The sequence below is a fragment of the Vibrio sp. S/42/10 genome (assembly GCF_029890535.1).
Classification (GTDB): Bacteria; Pseudomonadota; Gammaproteobacteria; order Enterobacterales; family Vibrionaceae; genus Vibrio; species Vibrio cyclitrophicus.
This window is the reverse complement of the sequence record NZ_JAKMZC010000011.1, coordinates 68,843-89,664: the sequence shown is the minus strand read 5'-3', so window position 1 is coordinate 89,664 and position 20,822 is coordinate 68,843. Positions and strand designations below refer to the sequence as shown.

Here is a 20,822-nt window from a genome sequence, read left to right as displayed (position 1 = left end):
TGGTTTTCTGGTTAAGCTCTCTTAGGGTATGTCATAATAATTACTTACTGAAAAACACATGAATTAGACATAAAACTACAATATTCTAGCCGCCGAATTTAATGTTGTGGACCTAAACATGCTTTTATCTCTCCCACCGCCAGTGATGCTGTCACTCGCCATCGTGCTTGAAGTTGTCGCGACTTCTCTATTGCCTAAAACGCAACAGTTTACTTATTTACCGGCTACTGCCGCAGTATTGGCTAGCTACGGCTGTGCCTTTTATCTGTTGTCTTTAACAGTGCAAACCATGTCTTTGGGTGTGGCGTATGCGATTTGGTGTGGGGCAGGGATCGTGCTGGTCGCAGCTCTGTCTTGGCTGGTCTACGGACAAAAACTCGATATCTTCGCGATCATTGGCATCGCTTTGATTTTATCTGGCGTAGTGATTATCAACCTGTTTTCATCGTCTGTGAGCCACTGAGCAAGGTCTAGCTCGCGTTTCTTGTGTTTTGAGCATGGATCGAACCATTTGGTGGAGCGTTGCATACCTCTCCCTTTCTAAGGTAAATAGTACTCGATTACATGTCAGTGGATTCCTGTATCAGCGTCAGCTTTTTGGGGTTAAAATGCCTTTTGGTATATGCGATAAAGTTGTAAATACTTCCGGCCTTGCTGCAGTGACTCCCCAACTTAAACTAAAAGACTTACTATGAATTTTGATATCAATGCACTGAAACACCACCAACTGGTCGAAGATGGTCAACTAGAGGGGTGTTACATTCATCAGCCTGTTAAAGGCAGTCAACAAGATGACAAAGCCGTGTTAGCAGAGCGTGTAGCGCTGGAAAATATGGGATATAAGGTGGTGCAAGTTCAAGCGAAAGGCGGGACAACAACGTTTGCCGAGGCGATGCAAAAGTTTGCGAAGAAGACGGGGCACCAGACCAAAGAGTAAGCGAATGGGGTAGGGGGTTATAAAACTCGCTTACCCCTATCGAACCTCTCAATCGGTGTTATTCATGTTGACAAAGCTCTGTCCAACAATGGTTTAGGTCAAAAATCAAACCGATACTGCTTATCCACGATGGCACCCCCTCCAAGCATGCATCGAAAAGAGTCGATAATCATGATGAGGAGCACACCATGCTTGTTGTGCTCAGAGCAGGCTTTCAGTGGGGTGCGTCTAGTGCTAATGCTATTTGTAGCTCTGTGCATCATCATCTTCAAGATTGGTGTTACAGCTTATCAACCGTCATATGCGCTCGCATGGGAATTGTTCTAGATAATGGTTCTATTGCGTGAATATCTAAATTTGCCACAGATGCGTATTTTTCTTTTATCTTCCTGACATTAAAAGGAGTACATAGCTGATCTTCATAGCGAGTTGGACGTATAGGCCAACTAAAAAGGAAGAAAATAATATGGCTACAGTCTATGTAAGCATCGGAAGCAACATTAACCGCGAACATCACATCACAGAATCTCTTAAGGCATTAAGTCACCTCTTTGCACCCCTACACATTTCTAATTTCTACGATTGCGAGCCTGTTGGTTTTGAAGGGGATAATTTCCTAAATCTAGTCGTTGGATTCGAATGTGACTTCTCTGTCGCAGAACTGGTTAAGGTTCTACATCAAATTGAAATAGAGAATGATCGTAAGCGTCAGACTAAAGCGTATGCTTCACGTACGATGGATATCGATATACTTCTTTATGGCAATCAAGTGGGCATGATCGACGGGGTAGAACTGCCTAGAGGCGAAATCACCGAATACGCTTTTGTGCTCAGGCCGTTAGTCGATATTGCCGCGCAAACACTTCACCCCACTCTAGACATTTCGTTTCAACAGATCTGGAAAAATTTTGACCAGTTAAGTCAGAAAACTAAACCCATCCCTTTTGATCTCAGTTTCATTAAGCCCTTGCAACGACTGCAAAATGAATGACTGAAATTGTAATCGCTCGCGTTCTAATGATCTTTTCTTAAAACATGCACGTAACTGACTTCACTTTCTAAGGATTGGACACTGTTATGAATCACAACGCTATCATTACCATCACAAATCTCAGATTAAGAACCTTCATCGGCTTTAACGAAGAAGAAAAAACCAAGCAGCAAGACATCGTCATCAATGCAGAAATCCATTACCCCGCTAATAAACTTTGTCTCTCTGATGATGTGGACAATGCTCTCAACTACAAAAATATCTGCAAAAAAATTATTCAACACGTCGAATCAGGAAGATTTCTGCTTCTTGAAAAGTTAACAAGCGACGTACTCGGCATTTGTATCGACCATCCATGGGTTCAATACGCTCAAGTGAGAATTGACAAGCCTCATGCTCTGCGTTTTGCCGACTCTGTTTCGCTCACCCTGAGCTATGAAGCAGATAACGACAATAATTCATAAGGAGTGAGTCATGTTAAATACGGAAGCCGAAAAAGTAAGAGAAGCTTTGCTCGAAAAAGGACTTGAAACCCCGATGATACCGAGCGAAATGAATCCTGATCAGAAGTACAACCGCATTAAAGGACTTTTAACGGAAGTTGTCAGTACGCTTGGGTTGGATCTAACCGATGACAGTCTCGCTGAAACACCCCATCGCATTGCAAAGATGTACGTTCATGAGATATTTTCAGGTCTAGATTATGATAACTTTCCAAAAATCAGTGTGATAGACAACAAAATGTCGGTTGATGAAATGGTCAAGGTATCGAATATAGATTTAACTTCGACGTGCGAACATCACTTCATTACCATCGATGGTTTAGCAGAAGTGGCCTATATCCCTGAAAACAAGATTCTTGGGCTGTCTAAAATAAACCGCATTGTACGATTCTTTGCTCAGCGCCCTCAGGTCCAAGAGCGCCTTACCCAGCAAATTTTGGTCGCGATACAGACTCTAGTTGAAACAGAAAACGTGGCCGTGACGATTAAAGCAACCCATTATTGCGTTAAATCTAGAGGTGTCATGGACGCCAACTCTGAAACTTCAACAACCGCTCTCGGTGGTATCTTCAAAACTAACCCTCAAACCAGAGCTGAGTTTTTACGATGAGTGAAACCATACTAATAACTGGCGTTGGAAAACGTCTAGGCTTCGCTTTGGCGCAGCAACTTCTAGCGGAAGGGTACAAAGTGGTTGGCACCTACCGCAGCCACTATCCCCAATTACAGCTATTGCGAGACAACGGGGCAGACTTGCAACAGGTAGACTTTTATCAACAAAGTAGCTTAGAGGGCTTTCTTGACTACGTTAGTCAAGAATACAAGGTAATTCGAGCCATCATACACAACGCTTCCGACTGGAAGCCTGAGAACAAGAAAGATCCAAGTGAAAATGCATCACAAATCATGCACCAGATGATGACGATTCACGCCACCGTGCCTTATCTGATCAACTTAACACTCAAAGACCAACTGATGTCTGACGATCACACTTCAGACATCATTCACATCAGTGATTACGTTGCGGAAAAAGGCAGTAAAAAACACATTGCCTACGCTGCTAGTAAAGCAGCGCTCAACAACCTGACGCTATCGTTTTCTGCAATGCTGGCTCCCAAGGTGAAAGTAAATACCGTTTCTCCAGCTATGATTAAGTTTAATGAAAATGACGATGAGGCGTACAAAACCAAAGCTCTGAAAAAAGCTCTGATTCCGGCCGAGGCAGGCTTTGAAGAAGTGATAGATGGTATTAAGTTTGTTCTGGCTAGTCATTATATGACAGGAAGGACTTTGCACCTTGATGGCGGCAGGCATTTGAAGTGACCCCTTTGTAGTAAGAGCTTGTGGAAGCACAGTCAATGGAACTATCTAAACCGCTTCTGATCCAATTATTGTTAGTGCTAATTTTTATTTATAGGCTGTTAATTCAGGCATTCAATCCCAGAGCTAATATGAAGATGAATAGGGTACTACGCTCACTTTATCCTTATACGGTGTATTCGAATAATTAGGATAATTATAAGCGAGCGTATGACTACTCATCTTCGTTCTTAACAAGAACCACATGTTTGGGCAGGTGACTTTTGTATTGCTAGTGGCTACATCCCATAGCGGAACTTTTTACCTATATTGATCATATCGCGATGCACTGGAGCTAGTGCATTAGCGTAGGCAGCTAGTAGCTTCATGGTATATTCGCTGCGGTCATGCAGATTCAGGTCGGTACATTCGTGTTCAGTTGTCAGAATATCTTCGCAGTTACGAAACATCAGATGATCAGGCAGAAAACACACATGATTGTTTTTATTACCCGTCATCCGTAATTCACTGATCGGGTAGACACCATTTACGCTCGCTGAAACGCTCACCAGCAGCGCTGCTTTATGAGCCAGTTCCTCGTCAGTGGTCAGCATCAAAAAGTTCTTTAATGCCGGCGTTGCCATTCCATGCCATTCTGGGGTAATAAAAATGAACGCGTCCGATTTCTTAAGGATTTGAGCGACAGGTTTCCATTGTTTCCACTCCTCACTGTCTTGCCATACTCCTTCATTCCAAAACGGTAGATTCAGTTGGTGTAAATCGAGAACGGTTGCCTTGTCAAAATGAGGCTCAGCCAGTGTTTGTAGGTAATAGGCAACATTTAGGCTCTGAGAATGCGCTCTTTGACTTCCTGATACGATTGTAATATTCATATTAATTCCTTTTTACGGTCTGAAATTGTGTTAGTTGATTGGTTTGATGGTGAGCGAGGCGTAGCCAGCACAATTGAAAATAGAATTACAGAGGCACCAAGTAATTGGGGCCAGGTCAGTGTTTGATTTAGGATTAGATATCCAAGAAAACAGGCAGAAACACTGCTTAGAAATCCGAGAAAAGAGACGGTCACCGGAGGCAGTTTCTCGATACCGCGAAACCACAGAAAGTAACCCAAAACGGCACCAATCAGGCTTAGGTATCCATAGCCTAGGTAGTTGATTGACGTAAGTTGGTTTGGAACGCCTTCTAGCCAAAGCGAGACTGGTAGCAAAATGATGCCGCCAAATAACAATTGCCAACCTGTAAACCCAAGCATCGTCATGCCCGTAGGACGTCCCCATTTTTTTGTCAGCACCACGCCTAAAGCCATGCTCAGCGTTCCAAGTATGGCGGTAGCCACACCTTCAATATTGATTTCGGCTGAGCTGTTAAGCACTAGCAGGCCTACGCCGAGAATTCCCAACACACTAGCGGTCAGTTGTTGTGAAGAGAAGTTGGCACTCAATAGGTACCAACTCATGATCATTACAATCACCGGCTGAATAGACATCACCATCGATGCCATGCCACCCGGTAGGTAGGTTGCCGCGAAAAATAAGCAATAGAAAAATAGCCCGATGTTCAGAAAACCTAGCACTGCCATACGGAGCCACCACAATCCAGTTAGCCCCGTTCGGCTAATAAGCACAAGCAATATACCAGCAGGAAGCGAACGGATTGTTGAAGCAATAAGCGGACTTTCTGGAGGTAGCGCTTCCGTTGTGACTATATAGGTACTGCCCCAGATAATAGGTGCAATTGCGGTTAACGCTATTGTCTTAACTTGTTGAATCCTGTTCATAACTCTCCTTAACTGACTAGTTATTACTTTAATAAAAGTATCTTTTACAAAAGATACTTTTATTAAAGTAATGGAAGCCTAATCTTTAATCAAGTATATTTTTGAAAAGATATTTACTTGAGAGATAAAAATGACATCAGATAAAGTTGATAAAATTCTTGCTCAATGGCTTGCAGTCAGGCCGGATCTGGATTGCTCAGCAATGGGTGTTGTCGGGCGATTACGTCGAACCAGTGGTATATGGAAGAAGAATTTGGAGTCGGTTTTTCAAGAACATGGGCTGAGTAGTATTGAGTTTGATATTTTGGCTACTATGCGCCGCAGCGATACTGTGGTCACTCCTACTGAGCTGTATCAAACTCTGATGCTTTCGTCTGGTGCGGTCAGTACACGTATTGAACAGTTGGTAAAACGTGGTTTTGTCCAACGTATTGCCAGTGAAGAAGACAGACGCAGCTGTAAAGTTACCCTGACTCAAAAGGGAGTTGAGTTGGTGGACACAGCATTAAATGCACATGTTGCTAATATGGATAACATGCTGAGCGTACTTAGTAGCCAAGAACAAGATCAGTTGGCAAGTTTGTTGAGAAAGATACTGTTGGAAAGGCAATAACGAACAGTCGCTTTTTAGGTTTTCAATATTCCTTTACTCGTTTACTGGCTGTTAATGATGGCTTGCGATACTAAAAATTAACCGGAACGCTGTAATTAGAGCTGAAGAGCTAGCAAGTTTCTGTCCAGAATCTTCTCAGGTTGAACTTTTACCGTGGCACTTTCTAGCTCAAAAGTGCCCAACTCTGCGTTACGTTGTCTACTCCCACTTATTCCAGATAGTGGAGTCTGACTTACAAATAGTAACCTCATTAAGTGGATATATTCCCCAAGATTACCTCCGACTAAGCAACCAACTTCAGCCCGCTACTGCGAAGTTAGTAAGTATAAATTCTGTTTATAGTAAATGTAATCACCACCAACTATTTAGACCAAAACCGAACCTATAGAATAGTGGAACACACTTATATGGACCGTTTTCATTAATGGCCAAGTCGACGGGTTCTGTTTGTCATTTTGGTTGCAACTCCCTTTTCTATTTCGAAACACACCAACTCTGTCCTGGACACCTAATCAATTGTTAAATGAGTGATGACACGTTAAATGCGGATATGAATCGGGGCATCGAAAATCTACAAGTGAAATTGGTCTAAGTTAAACGAAATCCAAGACAATATTGAGTTTTGTGGCTGAGTTGAATGACAAGAAAGGTTCGGGCGCCACTTAATTACTAATTACGTGAACGCTCTAGCTTTTATTGCGGATGGTTCAAGTGTGGGCTTGTTGCATGTGTGCAATACGCCGAAAAATTCTCTCGAAACATCCTAAGGAATCTATAAAATGAAGATGACGCAAGTCGCTCTCAATGTTGTGGTTGCATGTGCCACTCTCTCCCCCTTTTGGGTCAATAGTGCTGGCTTAAGCATGTCTCAAATAGCGACAACCAAAAGCGTTGCAACAGCAGGGGCCGCCAACGTTACAAATAGTTCTGACTCTTCTGCAACAATCTCAAACGCCGCTGCACTTTCTGGCATTGAAGATCGCTCGTATGTTTCGGGCGCTCAGTATATCAATGTATTCAACCAGTTCACTCGTGATGATTCAGGAGAAAGCACTGAAGCCTCAAAGGGATTAATCGCACCTCACGCCTCTTATGCTAAAAGAGTGAATAAGAAAGCGGTACTTGGAATTAGTCTTCATTCCGCGGGTGGCTTAGGTGCTGAATATAGCAATGGTGTCGGCGCTAATCCAATCAATGCCATTTCAGAGAATGCTATTGCTGTCGTCGATATTACAACTGGTGTTTCATATCAAGTTACAGACAAGCTCTCCCTTGGCGGTTCTTTGATTCTTCAATACATGAAGATAGACGTCGTTGGTGGCGTGAACACTCAATTGGAAGAACTTGCTACCGGTGACAGTGTTGCTCCTTCTTTTGCTCTGAGCTCTTACTACACGTTGAGCGACAATACACACTTGGGTCTGCAATATCGCCATAAAACAGACCATGAAATTGATATTGAAACGTCGCTAGATGTGAATCCAACCGCGAATTTGTCTTGGGTTACTAGTATCGACTTGGGGCTTAAGCATGCTCTTTCCAAACAAACCGATGTAATGGTTAACGCTAAGTTTGAAAACTGGGAAGATTATGACGACAAATATACATGGACCTATTCTGTAGGCGTTGGCGCAGCGCATAAGATGGATAAGTTTACGATTTATGGTGGCGCTAGCTACGACTCTTCTCCAGTGAACGAGAATGAGCGAGACGTACTACTGCCCGTTGACCAGCAATGGCGCATTGGGTTTGGTAGTGAGTATGAGCTTGAATCTGGCAACAAGTTAGGTTTAGCGTATCAATATCAAAATAATGGAACCGCGGATATCACAGCCGACAACGTGACACTCCAGCCAACAGGAAGTTATGAAGATAACCGTATTCACTTTGTGACCCTTTCTTATCGTCACTGATTCGTTTAACAAGCCTAGATGTCGAGTTATACACTTTAAACTCACCCAGAACCAAAGCAGAAGAATATAAGAGTAGAGAGCAGAAGAAGGCTTTGGTTAATCACTAAAATGTGTCGATATTTGTCGGTGGTCGTGGATTTGAGCTATTCAGAGGTATGAACTATAAATCCTGTTTATAGTAAATGTAACCACCACCGACTATTTAGCCAGAAACTGAACCTATAGAATGGTGATACACACTTATGGACGCTTCTCACTAATTAGCCACAATGGATGGGCTGACTATAAGGTTCACTCATGCAAGCACCTCACAATTGTCACGTAATGGCTAAGCCGACCGGCTCTGTCTGTAATCTTGATTGCAGTTACTGTTTCTATCTTGAAAAACACCAACTCTATCCTGAACGTCAAACAAACTGGCGAATGAGTGATGACACGCTAAGTTCCTATATAAAGCAGACCATTGAAGCTCAAAGCAACAACCATGTTCAATTTACTTGGCAGGGCGGTGAACCAACAATGATGGGGCTCGCGTTTTTTGAAAAAGCCATGCAGTTATGTGAACAGTACGGAAAGGGAAAAAAACTTGAACACACCTTTCAAACCAACGGTATTTTGCTTAACGATGCTTGGTGTGAGTTTTTCAAAAAACATCACTTTTTAGTCGGTGTGTCCATTGATGGGCCACAAGATCTACACGATGCTTACCGAGTCACCCGCTCGGGTAAACAAACACATGCTCAAGTTATGCAAGGTATCGAATTGTTAAAAAAGCATGGTGTTGAGTTTAATACGCTTACCGTCGTCAATAATGAAAATGTAAAGCATCCAAAGCGGGTGTATCAGCATTTGAAAGAGATTGGTTCAACGTATATTCAGTTTATTCCGTTGGTCGAACGAGCGAAGCAAACATGTTCTGAAACGGATTTAAAACTTGTCTTACCCGATGAGCCTTTAGCGGAAGTGACGTCATGGTCGGTGCCTTCGCAAGCCTATGGCGAATTTCTTTGTGATATTTTTGATGTATGGGTACGCAAAGATGTGGGCTCCATTTTTGTGAATATGTTTGATAGTACGTTGAGTGCTTGGTGCGGACAGCAGTCTGGAATGTGTCATTTTACTGAACGTTGTGGTCATGCTTTTGCTCTTGAGGCGAACGGGGACTTATACAATTGCGACCATTATGTATACCCTGAACATCGTTTGGGCAATATTCATCATAAATCGATTTCTGAATGCAATAACAGCCAGCAAGCCATTGAATTCGGTCTACAAAAACAAACAACATTGACTCCCGACTGTAAAAAATGCCCATTTCAGTTTGCCTGCAATGGAGGGTGTCCAAAACATCGTTTTGAACGCAGTTCAAGCGGACATCCAGGGCATAACTATTTTTGCCAAGGCTATAAAAAATTCTTCGAGTACAGTGCTCAATACATGAAAGAAATGCGTAGGCTATTATCTGTTGGTCGTTTTGCAGATGAAATCATGTGGGCATTGGCTTATCAAGATGTGAAGCTGACAGCAGTTGTAAGCAAAAGCTCGGTGACCATTGGTCGTAATCAATCCTGTTCTTGTGGAAGTGGTATAAAATACAAACATTGCTGCGGAGTAAGAAGGTAAACCATGGATTTTGATCTGAATTTGATAAAAGTATTCTTAGAAGTTTACCAGTATCACTCTTATACCAAAGCCTCTGAAACCATAGGTATCACGCAACCAGCGGTGAGTGCATCTATAAAGCGAATGGAACAAGAGATTGGTGAGCCCCTGTTTTATCGAGAGGGGCGGACGATGAAACCGACCGCGATGGCCATTCGTTTAGCCACTCGATTTCGCGTTGGGTTTGATGAAATACAAAATGCCTTGAGTGAGCGTTTTACTTATTCGGTTTATGTGAACGAGGCGCTGGCATTGGATTTGCCCGTTCTACCGTCAATGATGATAGAACATACTCCATTAGATCAGGAAATACTGCTGCACCAACTTAAATCGTTATCTGTCGATTTAGCCGTGGGTATATTTATGGTCAAAGACCACTCCATTGTCACTGAGCCGTTATTCAGCGAATCGACCGTTATTGTGTGCCGTCGTGACCATCCAAGAATTCATGGTCATATTTCACGGAATCAATTCTATGAAGAGGGGCATGTCGCATTAGCTACCCAATGGAAAGGAATGGATGGATTCGAACATATCCGCTTGGAGAGTCCAAAAAGTAGGAATATCCAATGCAAGACCCATTCAATTTCAGCGATGCTGCTTGATGTCACCATCAGCGATAGAGTTGCGATCGTACCTCGACATCTTGCACTCAATTGGCAAGAGCGTTTAAATTTTCAAGTACTGGAAAACCCGATAGAGCATAAGCCATTGGAATACTGTCTGGCTTACCATCGACGCTATCAAAAAACAGAAAACCACATAAAAGTTAGAGAAACTATTCGAGCACACCTAGGATGCGCGGATTAGTACTATAAACCCCACTTATTGCTGATATAAACGCCACGCTCTACCTGCATATCCCCCTTTTGAATAACCTTAGCACTGAAAAACTACATTGGTGCTGAGGCTATTTTCTTTGACCCCTCGCCATTGAGTTTTACATCTCTGATCTATTTTGCTTCGCTAAATGACGGTATACGGATGTCTTTAGCACAACAGGTAGACCGGAGTTAATTCCTGTTCTCAAAGGTGTCCGAATGAAAAAGCTTAGTGCCATCATGATGTCTTGTTTTGCTGCGGGTTCTGTCGCACAAGAGGTCTTACCGTTTCCTAGTCAGCCATCGACCTCGGTGGCCAAACATACTCTTGCTGAATCTACTCATAACAAGCGTCCTATTTCCAACCATTTACCTGAAGATGCTCCTAATATCGTCATCGTGATGATCGATGATGTAGGTCCTGGCCAAACGTCGACTTACGGCGGTCCAATCGATACGCCTACATTAGATGAAATCTCTGGTGAAGGTATTTCCTACAACCGTTTCCACTCGACAGCGATGTGTTCGCCTACACGAGCTTCATTGCTTACTGGTCGAAACCATCACCGTGTTGGCGCGGGTGTTATTGCGGAATATGCTAACGATTGGGATGGTTATGCAGGGGTGATCCCGAAAACCAGTGCGACCTTTCCTGAAGTACTTAAAAACTACGGTTATTCAACCTCTGCTTTTGGTAAATGGCACAACACTCACCCGTTAGATTCCACAGCTGCGGGGCCTTTTGATAATTGGCCTACGGGTTATGGTTTTGAATATTTCTATGGGTTTGTTGGTGCTGGTGCATCTCAATATGAACCGACTATGGTGGAAAACACCACGTTTGTTGATCCAGAAAAAATCCACCGCGAAGGCTATCACATGAGTGAAGATCTTGCGGATCAAGCGATAAAGTGGATGCGTCAGCACAAGTCTCTGCAGCCTGACAAACCTTTCATGATGTATTGATCTAGTGGTGCGGCACACGGCCCTCACCATGTAACTAAAGAATGGGCTGATAAGTACAAGGGCAAATTTGACGCAGGTTGGGATGAATACAGAAAAGACGTATACGAAAAAGCCAAGAAAATGGGTTGGATTCCTGAAAACGCGCAGCTAACACCAAGGCCTGAAAGTATGCCTGCGTGGGACGATGTACCTGAAGATGAAAAAGCATTCCAAGCACGTTTAATGGAAGTGTACGCCGGCTTCATTGAGCATACCGACGCTCAGGTTGGTCGTTTGGTCGATGAAATCGATGAGCTTGGCTACAAAGACAACACTGTCTTCTTCTACTTGTGGGGTGACAATGGCGCGTCATCGGAAGGGCAAAACGGCACGCTTGCTGAATTGCTCGCTCAAAACGCCATTCCAACCACGACAAAGCAACAAATTGAAGCGATGAATAAGGTCGGTTCAATTGATGAGCTAGGCGGTCCTAAATTTGAGAACATGGCGCATGCAGCATGGGCTTGGGCAGGCAGCTCCCCTTATAAATCAACCAAGTTAGTTGCGGTTCATTTTGGTGGAACACGTCAACCTCTTGCGGTGCGTTGGCCAGCGAAAATTGAACCCGATGCGACGCCACGCTCGCAATTCCATCACGTTAACGACATCGCGCCTACTATCTACGACATCTTAGACATTACACCACCTAAAGTGGTCAACGGTCATGTTCAAGATGAAATCGATGGTAAAAGCATGACTTATTCGTTTGACGATGCGGATGTGAAAGGGCAGAAGAAAACCCAATACTTTGAGATCTTAGGCAGTCGCGGTATCTATCATGATGGTTGGTTTGCGAGTGCGTTTGGGCCAAGAGCACCTTGGGTTCAAGGTATGCCCGAAGGTTTTAGAGAGTGGAGCCCTGAAACTGATAAATGGGAGCTATACCACATTGATGAGGACTGGTCTCAAGCGGTTGATCTGGCTGATAAGTACCCTGAAAAACTGGAAGAAATGAAGGCGATTTTCAGGCAAGAAGCGCAGGATAACAAAGCATTCCCGATTGGTGGATCATTATGGTCTACTGCAGCACACAGCCCGCAAGATGCGCCAGAGAGTAAATATACGCAATGGACGTATCCTGATGAAATCACCAGAATCCCTGAAATTGCAGCACCAAAAGTCGGCAACCGTTCTACGCTCGTCGAGTTTGATGCGGTGGTTACTCCTGATACGAATGGTGTGCTCTACGCGGTCGGTGCATTCTCAGGTGGTATGACGGTGTACGTGAAAGACGGAAAACTTAACTATGAGTACAACCTGTTTTTGATGGAACACACACATATCCAATCTGAGAAAGTGTTACCAGAAGGTGAAGTGACGATAGAAGTTGAATCTAAAGCGACTAAGCCGGGGCCGTTTACGCCTTTCGATATCACCATCAAGGTGAATGGTGAAACGTTCGCCTCTGGTGTGGTTCCAAAAACAGCGCCTTCGTTCTTCTCATTCAATGATGGGTTTGATATTGGCTCTGATTTAGGCTCGCCAGTATCACAAGCTTATTATGATGATATGCCGTTCAAATTTGACGGCAAAATCAAAGAAGTTCGTGTTAAGTACCTAGAACAATAAAGTGTATGCCGTCTATTGATACCGATGACAATGGGTATTGATAGACGGCTTTTTTCGTTCATTCCGGGCTCAGCGCTTAAGTGCGTAAACACATAAGTACATAAGTACATAAGTGCTTAAGTGATTGGAATAGTCCCAATGGCTTTGCCTTAGAGACGGGATGATAATTTAGGAAATCGTATGAAGATTCATCCAACTACCTTGGTTTACGATGCGTATCCTTCGGTCTACAACATTCTAGAATCGACGTTGTTCATGTGGTTCATTGTGGCAGTCACATTGGGCATCCTTGTATGGACATTGAGCAAGCTATGGTATGTCCATTCTATTCCCAAACACCTTGCTAAAGAGCGTGGTTTGGCTCAGGCCAAGTTGATTTTTTGGCTGTGCATATTGGGCATGTTTTACAAACCGCTCTGGATTATTGCGGTGCTCGCGATTGTGACGGACTGGGATAAATTACAACAGTGGATTAGAGGCGCTTCGTAATGAAAGAGATTATGCTCCCCTACATATTAGTGGTTTGGTTGTTATTCAAATTTAATGTAATCAAACGAACCCCAAAGAATTACTTTGTGTCTGTTGTGATTGGCTTGCTGTTACTGGTGAGTTTGTTTGTCGGCCATCGTTTTTATTCGCCGATTGATTTGACCAATTCAACCACCGTCAAAGCCCCCCATGCTGTGATGTCTCCAACACTTGGTCAACACATCGACAAAATATACGTTGATCACAATAGCGATGTGAAAAAAGGCGAAGTGCTTTACACTCTCAAAGATGATCTGATCTCTGCGTCGATTTCTGAGGTTGATTCTGGTCTGATTGAAATTGATAGAACCATTGAAGCTCAAGAAGTGAAAGTGGCCCAAGCTAAGCGAAACCTATCGCGTAACCAGAACTTAGAGCAACATGTTAGCCTTAAAGAGTTAGAAGAAACTCAAGACAACGTTGAGTTTTTTATGGCTGAGTTGAACGTGTTGCACGCCAAGAAAGATGGCTTGCTCGCTAAGAAACAAAGCTTGATGTTTGACCTTGACCGCCTTACGGTTCGAGCGCCATTTAATGGCATGATCACCCATGTTTTTATTGCTGATGGATCTCGAGTTGGTTCTCTGCATGTGTGGGATACATCGAAGAAATTTGTCGAAATGCGTATCCCTGATCAAGCGTTTGCCAATATCGAAAAAGGTCAGTTTAGTGAGTTCTTTATTGATACATTTCCGGGGCAAATTTTCCGCTCTCGAGTTCACAGCAAAGTAAAAGCAACCGGTGAGGCTCAAGGAAATTTACTCCCACAAGAGCAGCGAGTTTCGGCACACATTCAAAGGGGCTCTCCAGCAATTGGTCGAACCGTTATTTTAGAAATTGATGAAGAAACGATGAAAAAAATACCGATTGGCGCGACAGGCTCAGCATGGATCAGTGCGTCTAAGCCTTACCCTATACTCGGTTTTATAGACATCATTGGTGGGGCCACTTTACGTCTTGCGTCTGTTAAATCGTATCTATTGGCGATTTAGTGTTTTTTATTAGCTAGCTCTAAATTAATCTACAAAAAGGCGTAAAAAATATGAAACTCTTTTACGCCTCTCTCTAACTCAGAAATATCCCAAACGTGTTTCTCTAAACAATACCCTCACACCCCAACACCACCACAAACGCATCCAAATACTGTTCGATAGTCAAATCCGCAGAAACGGGTGGTAATTCTACGGTAATACACGGTAGGTTTCTTTCTTGGCACCAAGTGCCGAATGAGCCTGGGGTTTCGTAATCAACGTCTTCGACGATTGGTAGGTTGAACTGTTTGCCTAGCCAAGAGGCGAGTTCTGATTGAGTTGGGTCGTCGACCATGGCGAGAGGTTCGTGGAAAGAGATGACGAACTTGGGTTTGCGTTGCTCAATGAGGTTGATGAGTGACTGCACTTCTGGTTCGAGCTGGTTGGCTTGGCCGGTTTTCACTTTGACATCTCTGACAGGTGTGTGGGAACTCCAGCGATAGACGGTGCCGTTTTCAGTCCAGTTTTGAGTCGGAAAGGCGCGGTTCAAATCGACTTGGTTAGCATTAGCGCGGGTACCTAGCTGATTGCCATCTGGGTTCATCGACAGAATCACATCGTGTCGTAAGTTGGCGGCAGGCAAGCTTCTTAGGGCGCAAGACAAACCCGCGATAGAAGCGGTTTCATCGCCGTGTGTGCCTGCTAAAATCAGCCCGCGAGATTCGCTTTCTATTTGTGCGGGGAAGTAGAGCAAAGGCGCACCTAACACCGATTTTCCATATGACAGCGGCTTTATCGAAAACGCAGCTCTTTCCGTTCTTGGAATTAAACTCACCTTAATCTCCTGATTGATCAAGTACTATCAAATAGTAAAACCAATCGTAGTAAATAACTGTTCACCTTAGCTTGTTAAAAATCTCGATAACGTCGTTAGATTTTTTGATTGTAGAATAACTACTTATCGAAAAAAGCCGCCTTGTTCTCAAGCTTTTTTCCTGCGCTATTTTTGAACACTTACTTACTGTGATTGCTATAATTACTATTTAGATGACCTCTATTTAATAAACCATAGCGTCAAAACTCGTCAACCGTCACATTGTTAATTTTATTACTTGCTTCAAAGATAGGCTAGGAGAGCAAACAAACATGGATTTTAAAAAACATTCAACGGCTTTACTCATTTCATCTCTATTGACCCCTTTTATCGCAGTGACAGCCGTTGCTGAAACCTTACCTGCTGGTGTTTCATTGGCAAAAGACCAACACTTAGTTCGTGCCAATGATGCAGAAGCGGCGACACTCGATCCTGCGAAAGCTGAAGGCCTGCCTGAAATGCACATTTTACGAGACCTATTTGAAGGTTTAGTGATTCAAGATCGCGATGGCAACATTACTCCTGGTGTTGCGGAATCTTGGGAAACCGAAGACAACCAGACGTTTGTATTCCACCTACGTAAAGATGCTAAATGGTCGAATGGCGATCCGGTGACAGCCGATGATTTCGTGTATGCGATAAGACGTGCGGTAGACCCGAAACTTGCTTCGCCGAATGTTTGGTATCTCAAGCTTACCAAAATCAACAATATTGCTGACGTAGCAGAAGGTAAAAAGCCCGTCGAAGAGCTCGGTATCTCTGCTGTCGATAAACACACGGTGAAGTTCGATCTTGATAGCAAAGTGCCGTACTTTGTTGCGATGACGGGTCACACATCTATGATGCCCGTTCATAAGGCAACGCTAGAAAACAGCGATAAGCCGTGGAGCGACCCTAAGCAGTTTGTGGGGAATGGCGCTTTTGTTTTAGATGAGTGGGTGGTTAACGAACGGATTGAACTGAAGAAGAATTCTAACTACTGGGATAGCTCAGATACCAATCTAACCCAAGTGACTTACATTCCGTTCGAAAACCAAAACGCTTCGATTAACCGTTATGCGGTGGGCGAGGTCGATATCACGTCTGACGTACCAACACACATGGCGCAGCAGCTTAAAACCAAATACCAAGATGCGTTTACCGCGGTACCTTTGTTGTGTACCTACTACTACGCGTTCAATACCACGCGTCCACCGTTTGACGATTCACGAGTGCGTAAAGCGGTATCGTATTCAATGATGCGTGATGTGATCACCAATGGTGTCACTCAGGTGGGTAACCTACCTGCTTATACTTTTGCCCATGAGTACACGGCAGGTTTTGATGCGACTCAGCCTGAATACAGCACATGGACTCAAAAGGAACGTGACCAAAAAGCAAAAGAGCTACTGAAAGAAGCGGGGTACGATGCAGCTAATCCATTGGATTTCAAATTGCTCTACAACACCAGTGAGTCGAACAAGTCGATTGCAGTGGCCATCGCTTCAATGCTGAAAGGCAACCTAGGCGCGCAAGTTGAGCTGGAAAACCAAGAGTGGAAGTCTTACCTAGTATCACGTCGCCAAGGTGATTTTGATGTAATGCGAGCGTCTTGGTGTGGTGACTACAATGAAGCGTCGACCTTCTTGAGCCTATTGCGCTCTGAGTCATCGGGTAATTTTGCTCGTTACAACAACGACAAGTACGACTCTGCGATGGACAGCGCATTAGCCGCAACCAATGAGCAAGATCGCCAAAGTTTCTATGATCAAGCCGAGCAGTTACTGGCTGAAGATACGCCTATCGCGCCAATCTATTACTACATGCAGGCCCGCCTAGTGCGACCAAGTGTCGGTGGTTTTGCTAAGAACAACGTTGAAGGGCGCATCTATTCTAAGGATCTTTATATCAAAGAATAGATAATCCTGATGCGAGCTCTGATATGACGAAGCGAAGGCATTGAGTATAAAAATAGAAATAAGAAATAGAAGAAAAGGGACGTTGGTCATAAATATCTGATCAATGTCCTGCTGATGTTCTTATTCTGAAAATACCTGTTTAACCCTATTTCAGGTAGTGACATATTTCAACTGTTACCCACTTTATTTATAATGGATTAACTAAGAAAGGCAGTAACTTAAAGAACTGGATTATCGCTTATGGAGCTATTTGATTTTTTACTAACCCTTATATCAGTTCGTTCCATAGAACAAAATCTCTCAAGGTAGGAGAAATGGTTCAGAGATGTGATTTGTATTAAAAATTGCTATACTCGGCCGCCTGTATTGTTGCGGTGCTATGCAGTTTAGTGCATTTTAATTTGCTTGATGAAAAATTGAAATGAGAGAAGGAAGGTAGAAAACAACATGTCATGTTTAATAAAAGCAATATGATATGATTTTCTATCCTATTTAAGGAAAAATATGGATAATTTCCCGTTAGATATAAGAACTCTAAGTATAATTTTCATTATATTCTCACTTATCTTTAGTATTGGCTTGTTATTATTCCAGTCAGCTCAGAAACAAGTCCTGGGGCTTTCCCTTTTTTCATCATCTATGTTCGTGATTGGCAGTGGTACCATACTATTAAGCTTGAGAGGCTCTATCTCGGACTTTATGAGTATTATTGTTGGAAATTTAACCATTGCTTATGGTTTTCATTTGGTACTACATAGTTTGACTGTTTTTCGTCGTCATTCACGTCAGATTGTTCAATATAGTCGCATTGCACTGTTTTTGGTTTTAGTAAGTTTTGTTCAATTTACTTATTACGAACAGTCTATTCAAAACCGCATTATTGTTATGAGTCTCTACTTAGCATTCGTAACCGCAAGTTCGGCTATAGTGATACTGAACGGGAAAAGGAATGATCTTTCGTTGGCTGTAAATATGATGGCTTTGCCTTTTATTATTTATAGCTTTTTTATGACTTTTCGAGCTATAAAAACGCATTTTTCATTGAACGAGATGAATAGCCTTATCAGCGCGAACTACTTAAATGAATATACGTATATTTTAAGTATTATTCTTATTGTATCTATGTCCTTCTCAATGCTTTGGTTGATAAACTCGAGGCTCGTACATTCACTTCAATGCCTTTCACAACAGGATCCTCTTACGGCACTAAAGAACCGTCGAGCTCTGGATCAGGCAGTAAAAAAACATCAAGTACAGGTGAATTATAAGCCGGTTTGCATTGTATTACTGGATATCGATAACTTTAAACAAGTGAACGATCAGTTTGGGCATCTTGTAGGTGACGATGCGATTAAAGCTTTAGCGACAACGGTATTGATGTTAATCGATTTACCTAATACGGTCTTCCGGCTTGGAGGAGATGAAATTCTTATCTGGTTACCCAATTCGAACCTGGAACGAGCCGCTGCGCTTTCAGAAAAGCTACGCTCGGCGATTCAGAAGATCAGACTTGAGCAACAACCATCCCTGAAAATTACGTCAAGTTTTGGTATTAGCTTGCTATCAGAAAATGAAAATTGGAAAGACTGTGTCGCGCGCGCGGACAGAGCTCTTTATCAAGCAAAGCTCAAAGGACGAAATACCATTGTGATTGAAGAGTCACATAACAATTACTCGATACCAACAAAAGCGGTAAGCAACTCCTAGTTTGACTAAGAGTTAGTTCAGTGGATACCTAGCATTCTCACAAATTGTTTTTGTAATGTTTTAACCTTAAAATGTTTTTTTTGCTTAGAGCTGTGATGAAAATTGCCAAACTAAGGTTAAAAAATAAAAGCTCGAACGGTAGATTGTGACTTATGTTAGTGCTACGTTATGGACAATTTATAACATATGAGTCATGACACATTAGATTGAGAGACAGCAGCTAACGATGAATAAGATAAAACGATATCCGGTAAATATAGTACTCAGCTACTTAATACTGTCATCATTATGGGTTTTTTTCTCTGATCTTGCGGTTGAATCACTATCAAATGACTTACAAGAACATGCTTTAGCACAGACAATCAAAGGTCTGATCTTTATCGTTCTGACGTCTACTTTATTGTGGATAATGGTTCGGAAAAATAATCGTGATTTAGAGAGCGCCAACGACCTTGATAGTGTAACTGGACTTCATAGCCCATCAGTTTTTTATCGATATTTAAACAAAAGACTGAAAAAATCCCAGGTCACTGACCATTATGTCCTCTTCTTACTCGACATTGATAACTTCAAATCTGTCGCTGACCAGATTGGGTTTGAAAACACTAATTCATTTTTAAAAGATATCGCACGATCTATTGAACTTCCTATTGAGCATCTACCGCTTTCGTCTCGGGTACACTCCGATGGTTTTGCGTGTTTAGTCAAACTCAATGATAAAGAAGATATTGAATCCTACATTGCTCTCGTACATCGTAGATTTAACCAATGTGCTTATCGTTATAATACCAACGCAACTTGCTGTATCGGTGCCGCCCTATTTCCTTCGGATGGTCATAATGCCAAACAACTTATGGCGTCAGCGACCCATGCTTTAACGGAAGCAAAAAAAAGCAAAAATTCGATTGAATTTCATGACCCCAAACTCACAGAGCTTGAACGCCAGCGTCAAGAAATGGTGCAAGAGTTACGTAAAGCGATTGATGACAAAGCGATTGATATTGTTTTTCAGCCGAAATACAACATTGAAAATAGACTCGTCTCAGGTGTGGAAGTGTTATCCCGTTGGACGCATGAACGCTATGGTGTTGTTTCACCTGATATCTTTGTCGCGCTAGCAGAAGAGAATCATTTTTGTCGAGATTTGACCACGTTAGTTCTAGAGAAAACTGCGGTACAACTAAGAGCTTGTGGTTTGCTTGGGAGTGTCCTTAATAGTGTCTCGGTCAATATTTCAGCGGTAGAGCTAAATAGCGTGGATGACATGGACCATCTGGATAATTATCTACGAAAGGACCCCGAATTTGCTCGCTTACTTTGTCTTGAAATCACTGAAACCGCTATTTTAAAAGATATAGATCAGTGTGCAATCGCTGTTCAAAAATTAAAAAAGCATGGGGTATCTTTTTCGATAGATGACTTTGGTGTTGGTTACACTTCTTTTGGTATATTCAGTAAGTTGGATGTTGATGAGATTAAAGTTGATCGCAGTTATATCAATGGGTTAGAAGATGATTATCGTTCTAGAGCCATAACGTCTGGGATCATTGATATAGCTCGAGGATTTGGCATTCATGTGGTGGCTGAAGGGGTTGAAAATGCCCAACAGTTGTCAATTTTAAAAACGTTAAATTGCGAACAAGCCCAAGGTTATTATCTTGGCTATCCGGTGCCGTCCAAACAGTTAAAAGAAAGTATCACTTCTGAAACAGAACCATGTTCAGCAACATAAC

Annotated in this window: 18 protein-coding genes and 1 pseudogene; 16 read left to right on the top strand and 3 right to left on the bottom strand. The window is 42.7% G+C overall.

Annotation, left to right across the window (positions count from 1 at the left end; all coding sequences use genetic code 11):
- Positions 1-118 precede the first annotated feature (118 nt).
- From L8S15_RS13450 to folM, 6 genes are all read left to right on the top strand, one after another.
- A complete protein-coding gene (locus tag L8S15_RS13450) occupies positions 119-463 on the top strand; it encodes an SMR family transporter (protein WP_016786018.1) in 345 nt (114 codons plus the stop codon).
- Between the two features lie 228 nt (positions 464-691).
- Positions 692-937 carry a hypothetical protein gene (locus L8S15_RS13445; RefSeq protein WP_010432840.1) on the top strand — a complete coding sequence of 82 codons (246 nt, stop codon included), beginning with the start codon at positions 692-694 and terminating at the stop codon, positions 935-937.
- A gap of 466 nt (positions 938-1,403) precedes the next feature.
- Positions 1,404-1,928, top strand: a complete 525-nt coding sequence (folK, locus tag L8S15_RS13440; RefSeq protein WP_016766985.1) for a 2-amino-4-hydroxy-6-hydroxymethyldihydropteridine diphosphokinase — start codon at positions 1,404-1,406, stop codon at positions 1,926-1,928.
- A gap of 86 nt (positions 1,929-2,014) precedes the next feature.
- Entirely contained in the window at positions 2,015-2,392 is a 378-nt protein-coding gene (folX, locus tag L8S15_RS13435) for a dihydroneopterin triphosphate 2'-epimerase (RefSeq protein ID WP_010432847.1), read from the top strand.
- A gap of 10 nt (positions 2,393-2,402) precedes the next feature.
- Positions 2,403-3,041, top strand: a complete 639-nt coding sequence (gene folE, locus L8S15_RS13430; RefSeq protein ID WP_010432850.1) for a GTP cyclohydrolase I FolE — start codon at positions 2,403-2,405, stop codon at positions 3,039-3,041.
- Positions 3,038-3,754 (top strand): dihydromonapterin reductase, encoded by a 717-nt coding sequence (gene folM, locus L8S15_RS13425; RefSeq protein WP_016766986.1) that lies wholly within the window; start codon positions 3,038-3,040, stop codon positions 3,752-3,754. The genes folE and folM overlap by 4 nt, the downstream gene beginning before the upstream one ends.
- 275 nt (positions 3,755-4,029) lie before the next feature.
- On the opposite strand, the gene L8S15_RS13420 is transcribed toward folM, so the two are convergent.
- A complete protein-coding gene (locus L8S15_RS13420) occupies positions 4,030-4,623 on the bottom strand; it encodes an NAD(P)H-dependent oxidoreductase (protein ID WP_016787557.1) in 594 nt (197 codons plus the stop codon).
- Positions 4,620-5,528, bottom strand: a complete 909-nt coding sequence (locus L8S15_RS13415) for a DMT family transporter (protein ID WP_016785536.1) — start codon at positions 5,526-5,528, stop codon at positions 4,620-4,622. The genes L8S15_RS13420 and L8S15_RS13415 overlap by 4 nt, the downstream gene beginning before the upstream one ends.
- Positions 5,529-5,658: 130 nt before the next feature.
- On the opposite strand from L8S15_RS13415, the gene L8S15_RS13410 reads away from it, so the two are divergent.
- The 7 genes and pseudogenes from L8S15_RS13410 to L8S15_RS13380 all read left to right on the top strand — a co-directional run bounded on the left by L8S15_RS13410 (position 5,659) and on the right by L8S15_RS13380 (position 14,631).
- Positions 5,659-6,141, top strand: a complete 483-nt coding sequence (locus L8S15_RS13410) for a MarR family transcriptional regulator (protein WP_010432882.1) — start codon at positions 5,659-5,661, stop codon at positions 6,139-6,141.
- Between the two features lie 779 nt (positions 6,142-6,920).
- Entirely contained in the window at positions 6,921-8,054 is a 1,134-nt protein-coding gene (locus L8S15_RS13405) for an outer membrane protein transport protein (protein WP_016795545.1), read from the top strand.
- A 297-nt stretch (positions 8,055-8,351) separates the two neighbouring features.
- Complete coding sequence (locus L8S15_RS13400) at positions 8,352-9,677, top strand: anaerobic sulfatase maturase (RefSeq protein ID WP_016787559.1); 1,326 nt, start codon at positions 8,352-8,354, stop codon at positions 9,675-9,677.
- A gap of 3 nt (positions 9,678-9,680) precedes the next feature.
- Positions 9,681-10,526 (top strand): LysR family transcriptional regulator, encoded by an 846-nt coding sequence (locus L8S15_RS13395; protein ID WP_010432889.1) that lies wholly within the window; start codon positions 9,681-9,683, stop codon positions 10,524-10,526.
- Positions 10,527-10,756: 230 nt separating this feature from the next.
- Positions 10,757-13,111, top strand: a pseudogene (locus L8S15_RS13390) (arylsulfatase).
- Positions 13,112-13,291: 180 nt separating this feature from the next.
- On the top strand, positions 13,292-13,600 hold the full coding sequence (locus L8S15_RS13385; protein WP_016785541.1) for a hypothetical protein: 309 nt from the start codon (positions 13,292-13,294) through the stop codon (positions 13,598-13,600).
- The gene (locus L8S15_RS13380; protein WP_016785542.1) at positions 13,600-14,631 is read left to right on the top strand and encodes an efflux RND transporter periplasmic adaptor subunit; all 1,032 of its coding nucleotides are present in this window, start codon (positions 13,600-13,602) and stop codon (positions 14,629-14,631) included. Before L8S15_RS13385 ends, L8S15_RS13380 begins: the two co-directional genes overlap by 1 nt.
- A gap of 103 nt (positions 14,632-14,734) precedes the next feature.
- Here L8S15_RS13380 and mpaA read toward each other — a convergent pair whose 3' ends face one another.
- Complete coding sequence (mpaA, locus tag L8S15_RS13375; RefSeq protein ID WP_280573657.1) at positions 14,735-15,436, bottom strand: murein tripeptide amidase MpaA; 702 nt, start codon at positions 15,434-15,436, stop codon at positions 14,735-14,737.
- Between the two features lie 320 nt (positions 15,437-15,756).
- Here mpaA and L8S15_RS13370 point away from each other — a divergent pair, with 320 nt between their 5' ends.
- The 3 genes from L8S15_RS13370 (at position 15,757) to L8S15_RS13360 (ending at position 20,821) form a co-directional block, all read left to right on the top strand.
- The gene (locus L8S15_RS13370) at positions 15,757-17,382 is read left to right on the top strand and encodes an ABC transporter substrate-binding protein (protein ID WP_280573529.1); all 1,626 of its coding nucleotides are present in this window, start codon (positions 15,757-15,759) and stop codon (positions 17,380-17,382) included.
- A gap of 504 nt (positions 17,383-17,886) precedes the next feature.
- Complete coding sequence (locus tag L8S15_RS13365) at positions 17,887-19,089, top strand: GGDEF domain-containing protein (protein ID WP_280573526.1); 1,203 nt, start codon at positions 17,887-17,889, stop codon at positions 19,087-19,089.
- A 226-nt stretch (positions 19,090-19,315) separates the two neighbouring features.
- Positions 19,316-20,821, top strand: coding sequence for a bifunctional diguanylate cyclase/phosphodiesterase (locus L8S15_RS13360; RefSeq protein WP_016766994.1), 1,506 nt, complete (start codon positions 19,316-19,318; stop codon positions 20,819-20,821).
- Position 20,822 lies beyond the last annotated feature (1 nt).

Coding starts and splice junctions, on each gene's coding strand:
- L8S15_RS13450 (WP_016786018.1), top strand. CDS start 119: ATGCTTTTATCTCTCCCACCGCCAGTGATGCTGTCACTCGCCATCGTG.
- L8S15_RS13445 (WP_010432840.1), top strand. CDS start 692: ATGAATTTTGATATCAATGCACTGAAACACCACCAACTGGTCGAAGAT.
- folK (WP_016766985.1), top strand. CDS start 1,404: ATGGCTACAGTCTATGTAAGCATCGGAAGCAACATTAACCGCGAACAT.
- folX (WP_010432847.1), top strand. CDS start 2,015: ATGAATCACAACGCTATCATTACCATCACAAATCTCAGATTAAGAACC.
- folE (WP_010432850.1), top strand. CDS start 2,403: ATGTTAAATACGGAAGCCGAAAAAGTAAGAGAAGCTTTGCTCGAAAAA.
- folM (WP_016766986.1), top strand. CDS start 3,038: ATGAGTGAAACCATACTAATAACTGGCGTTGGAAAACGTCTAGGCTTC.
- L8S15_RS13420 (WP_016787557.1), bottom strand. CDS start 4,623: ATGAATATTACAATCGTATCAGGAAGTCAAAGAGCGCATTCTCAGAGC.
- L8S15_RS13415 (WP_016785536.1), bottom strand. CDS start 5,528: ATGAACAGGATTCAACAAGTTAAGACAATAGCGTTAACCGCAATTGCA.
- L8S15_RS13410 (WP_010432882.1), top strand. CDS start 5,659: ATGACATCAGATAAAGTTGATAAAATTCTTGCTCAATGGCTTGCAGTC.
- L8S15_RS13405 (WP_016795545.1), top strand. CDS start 6,921: ATGAAGATGACGCAAGTCGCTCTCAATGTTGTGGTTGCATGTGCCACT.
- L8S15_RS13400 (WP_016787559.1), top strand. CDS start 8,352: ATGCAAGCACCTCACAATTGTCACGTAATGGCTAAGCCGACCGGCTCT.
- L8S15_RS13395 (WP_010432889.1), top strand. CDS start 9,681: ATGGATTTTGATCTGAATTTGATAAAAGTATTCTTAGAAGTTTACCAG.
- L8S15_RS13385 (WP_016785541.1), top strand. CDS start 13,292: ATGAAGATTCATCCAACTACCTTGGTTTACGATGCGTATCCTTCGGTC.
- L8S15_RS13380 (WP_016785542.1), top strand. CDS start 13,600: ATGAAAGAGATTATGCTCCCCTACATATTAGTGGTTTGGTTGTTATTC.
- L8S15_RS13370 (WP_280573529.1), top strand. CDS start 15,757: ATGGATTTTAAAAAACATTCAACGGCTTTACTCATTTCATCTCTATTG.
- L8S15_RS13365 (WP_280573526.1), top strand. CDS start 17,887: ATGGATAATTTCCCGTTAGATATAAGAACTCTAAGTATAATTTTCATT.
- L8S15_RS13360 (WP_016766994.1), top strand. CDS start 19,316: ATGAATAAGATAAAACGATATCCGGTAAATATAGTACTCAGCTACTTA.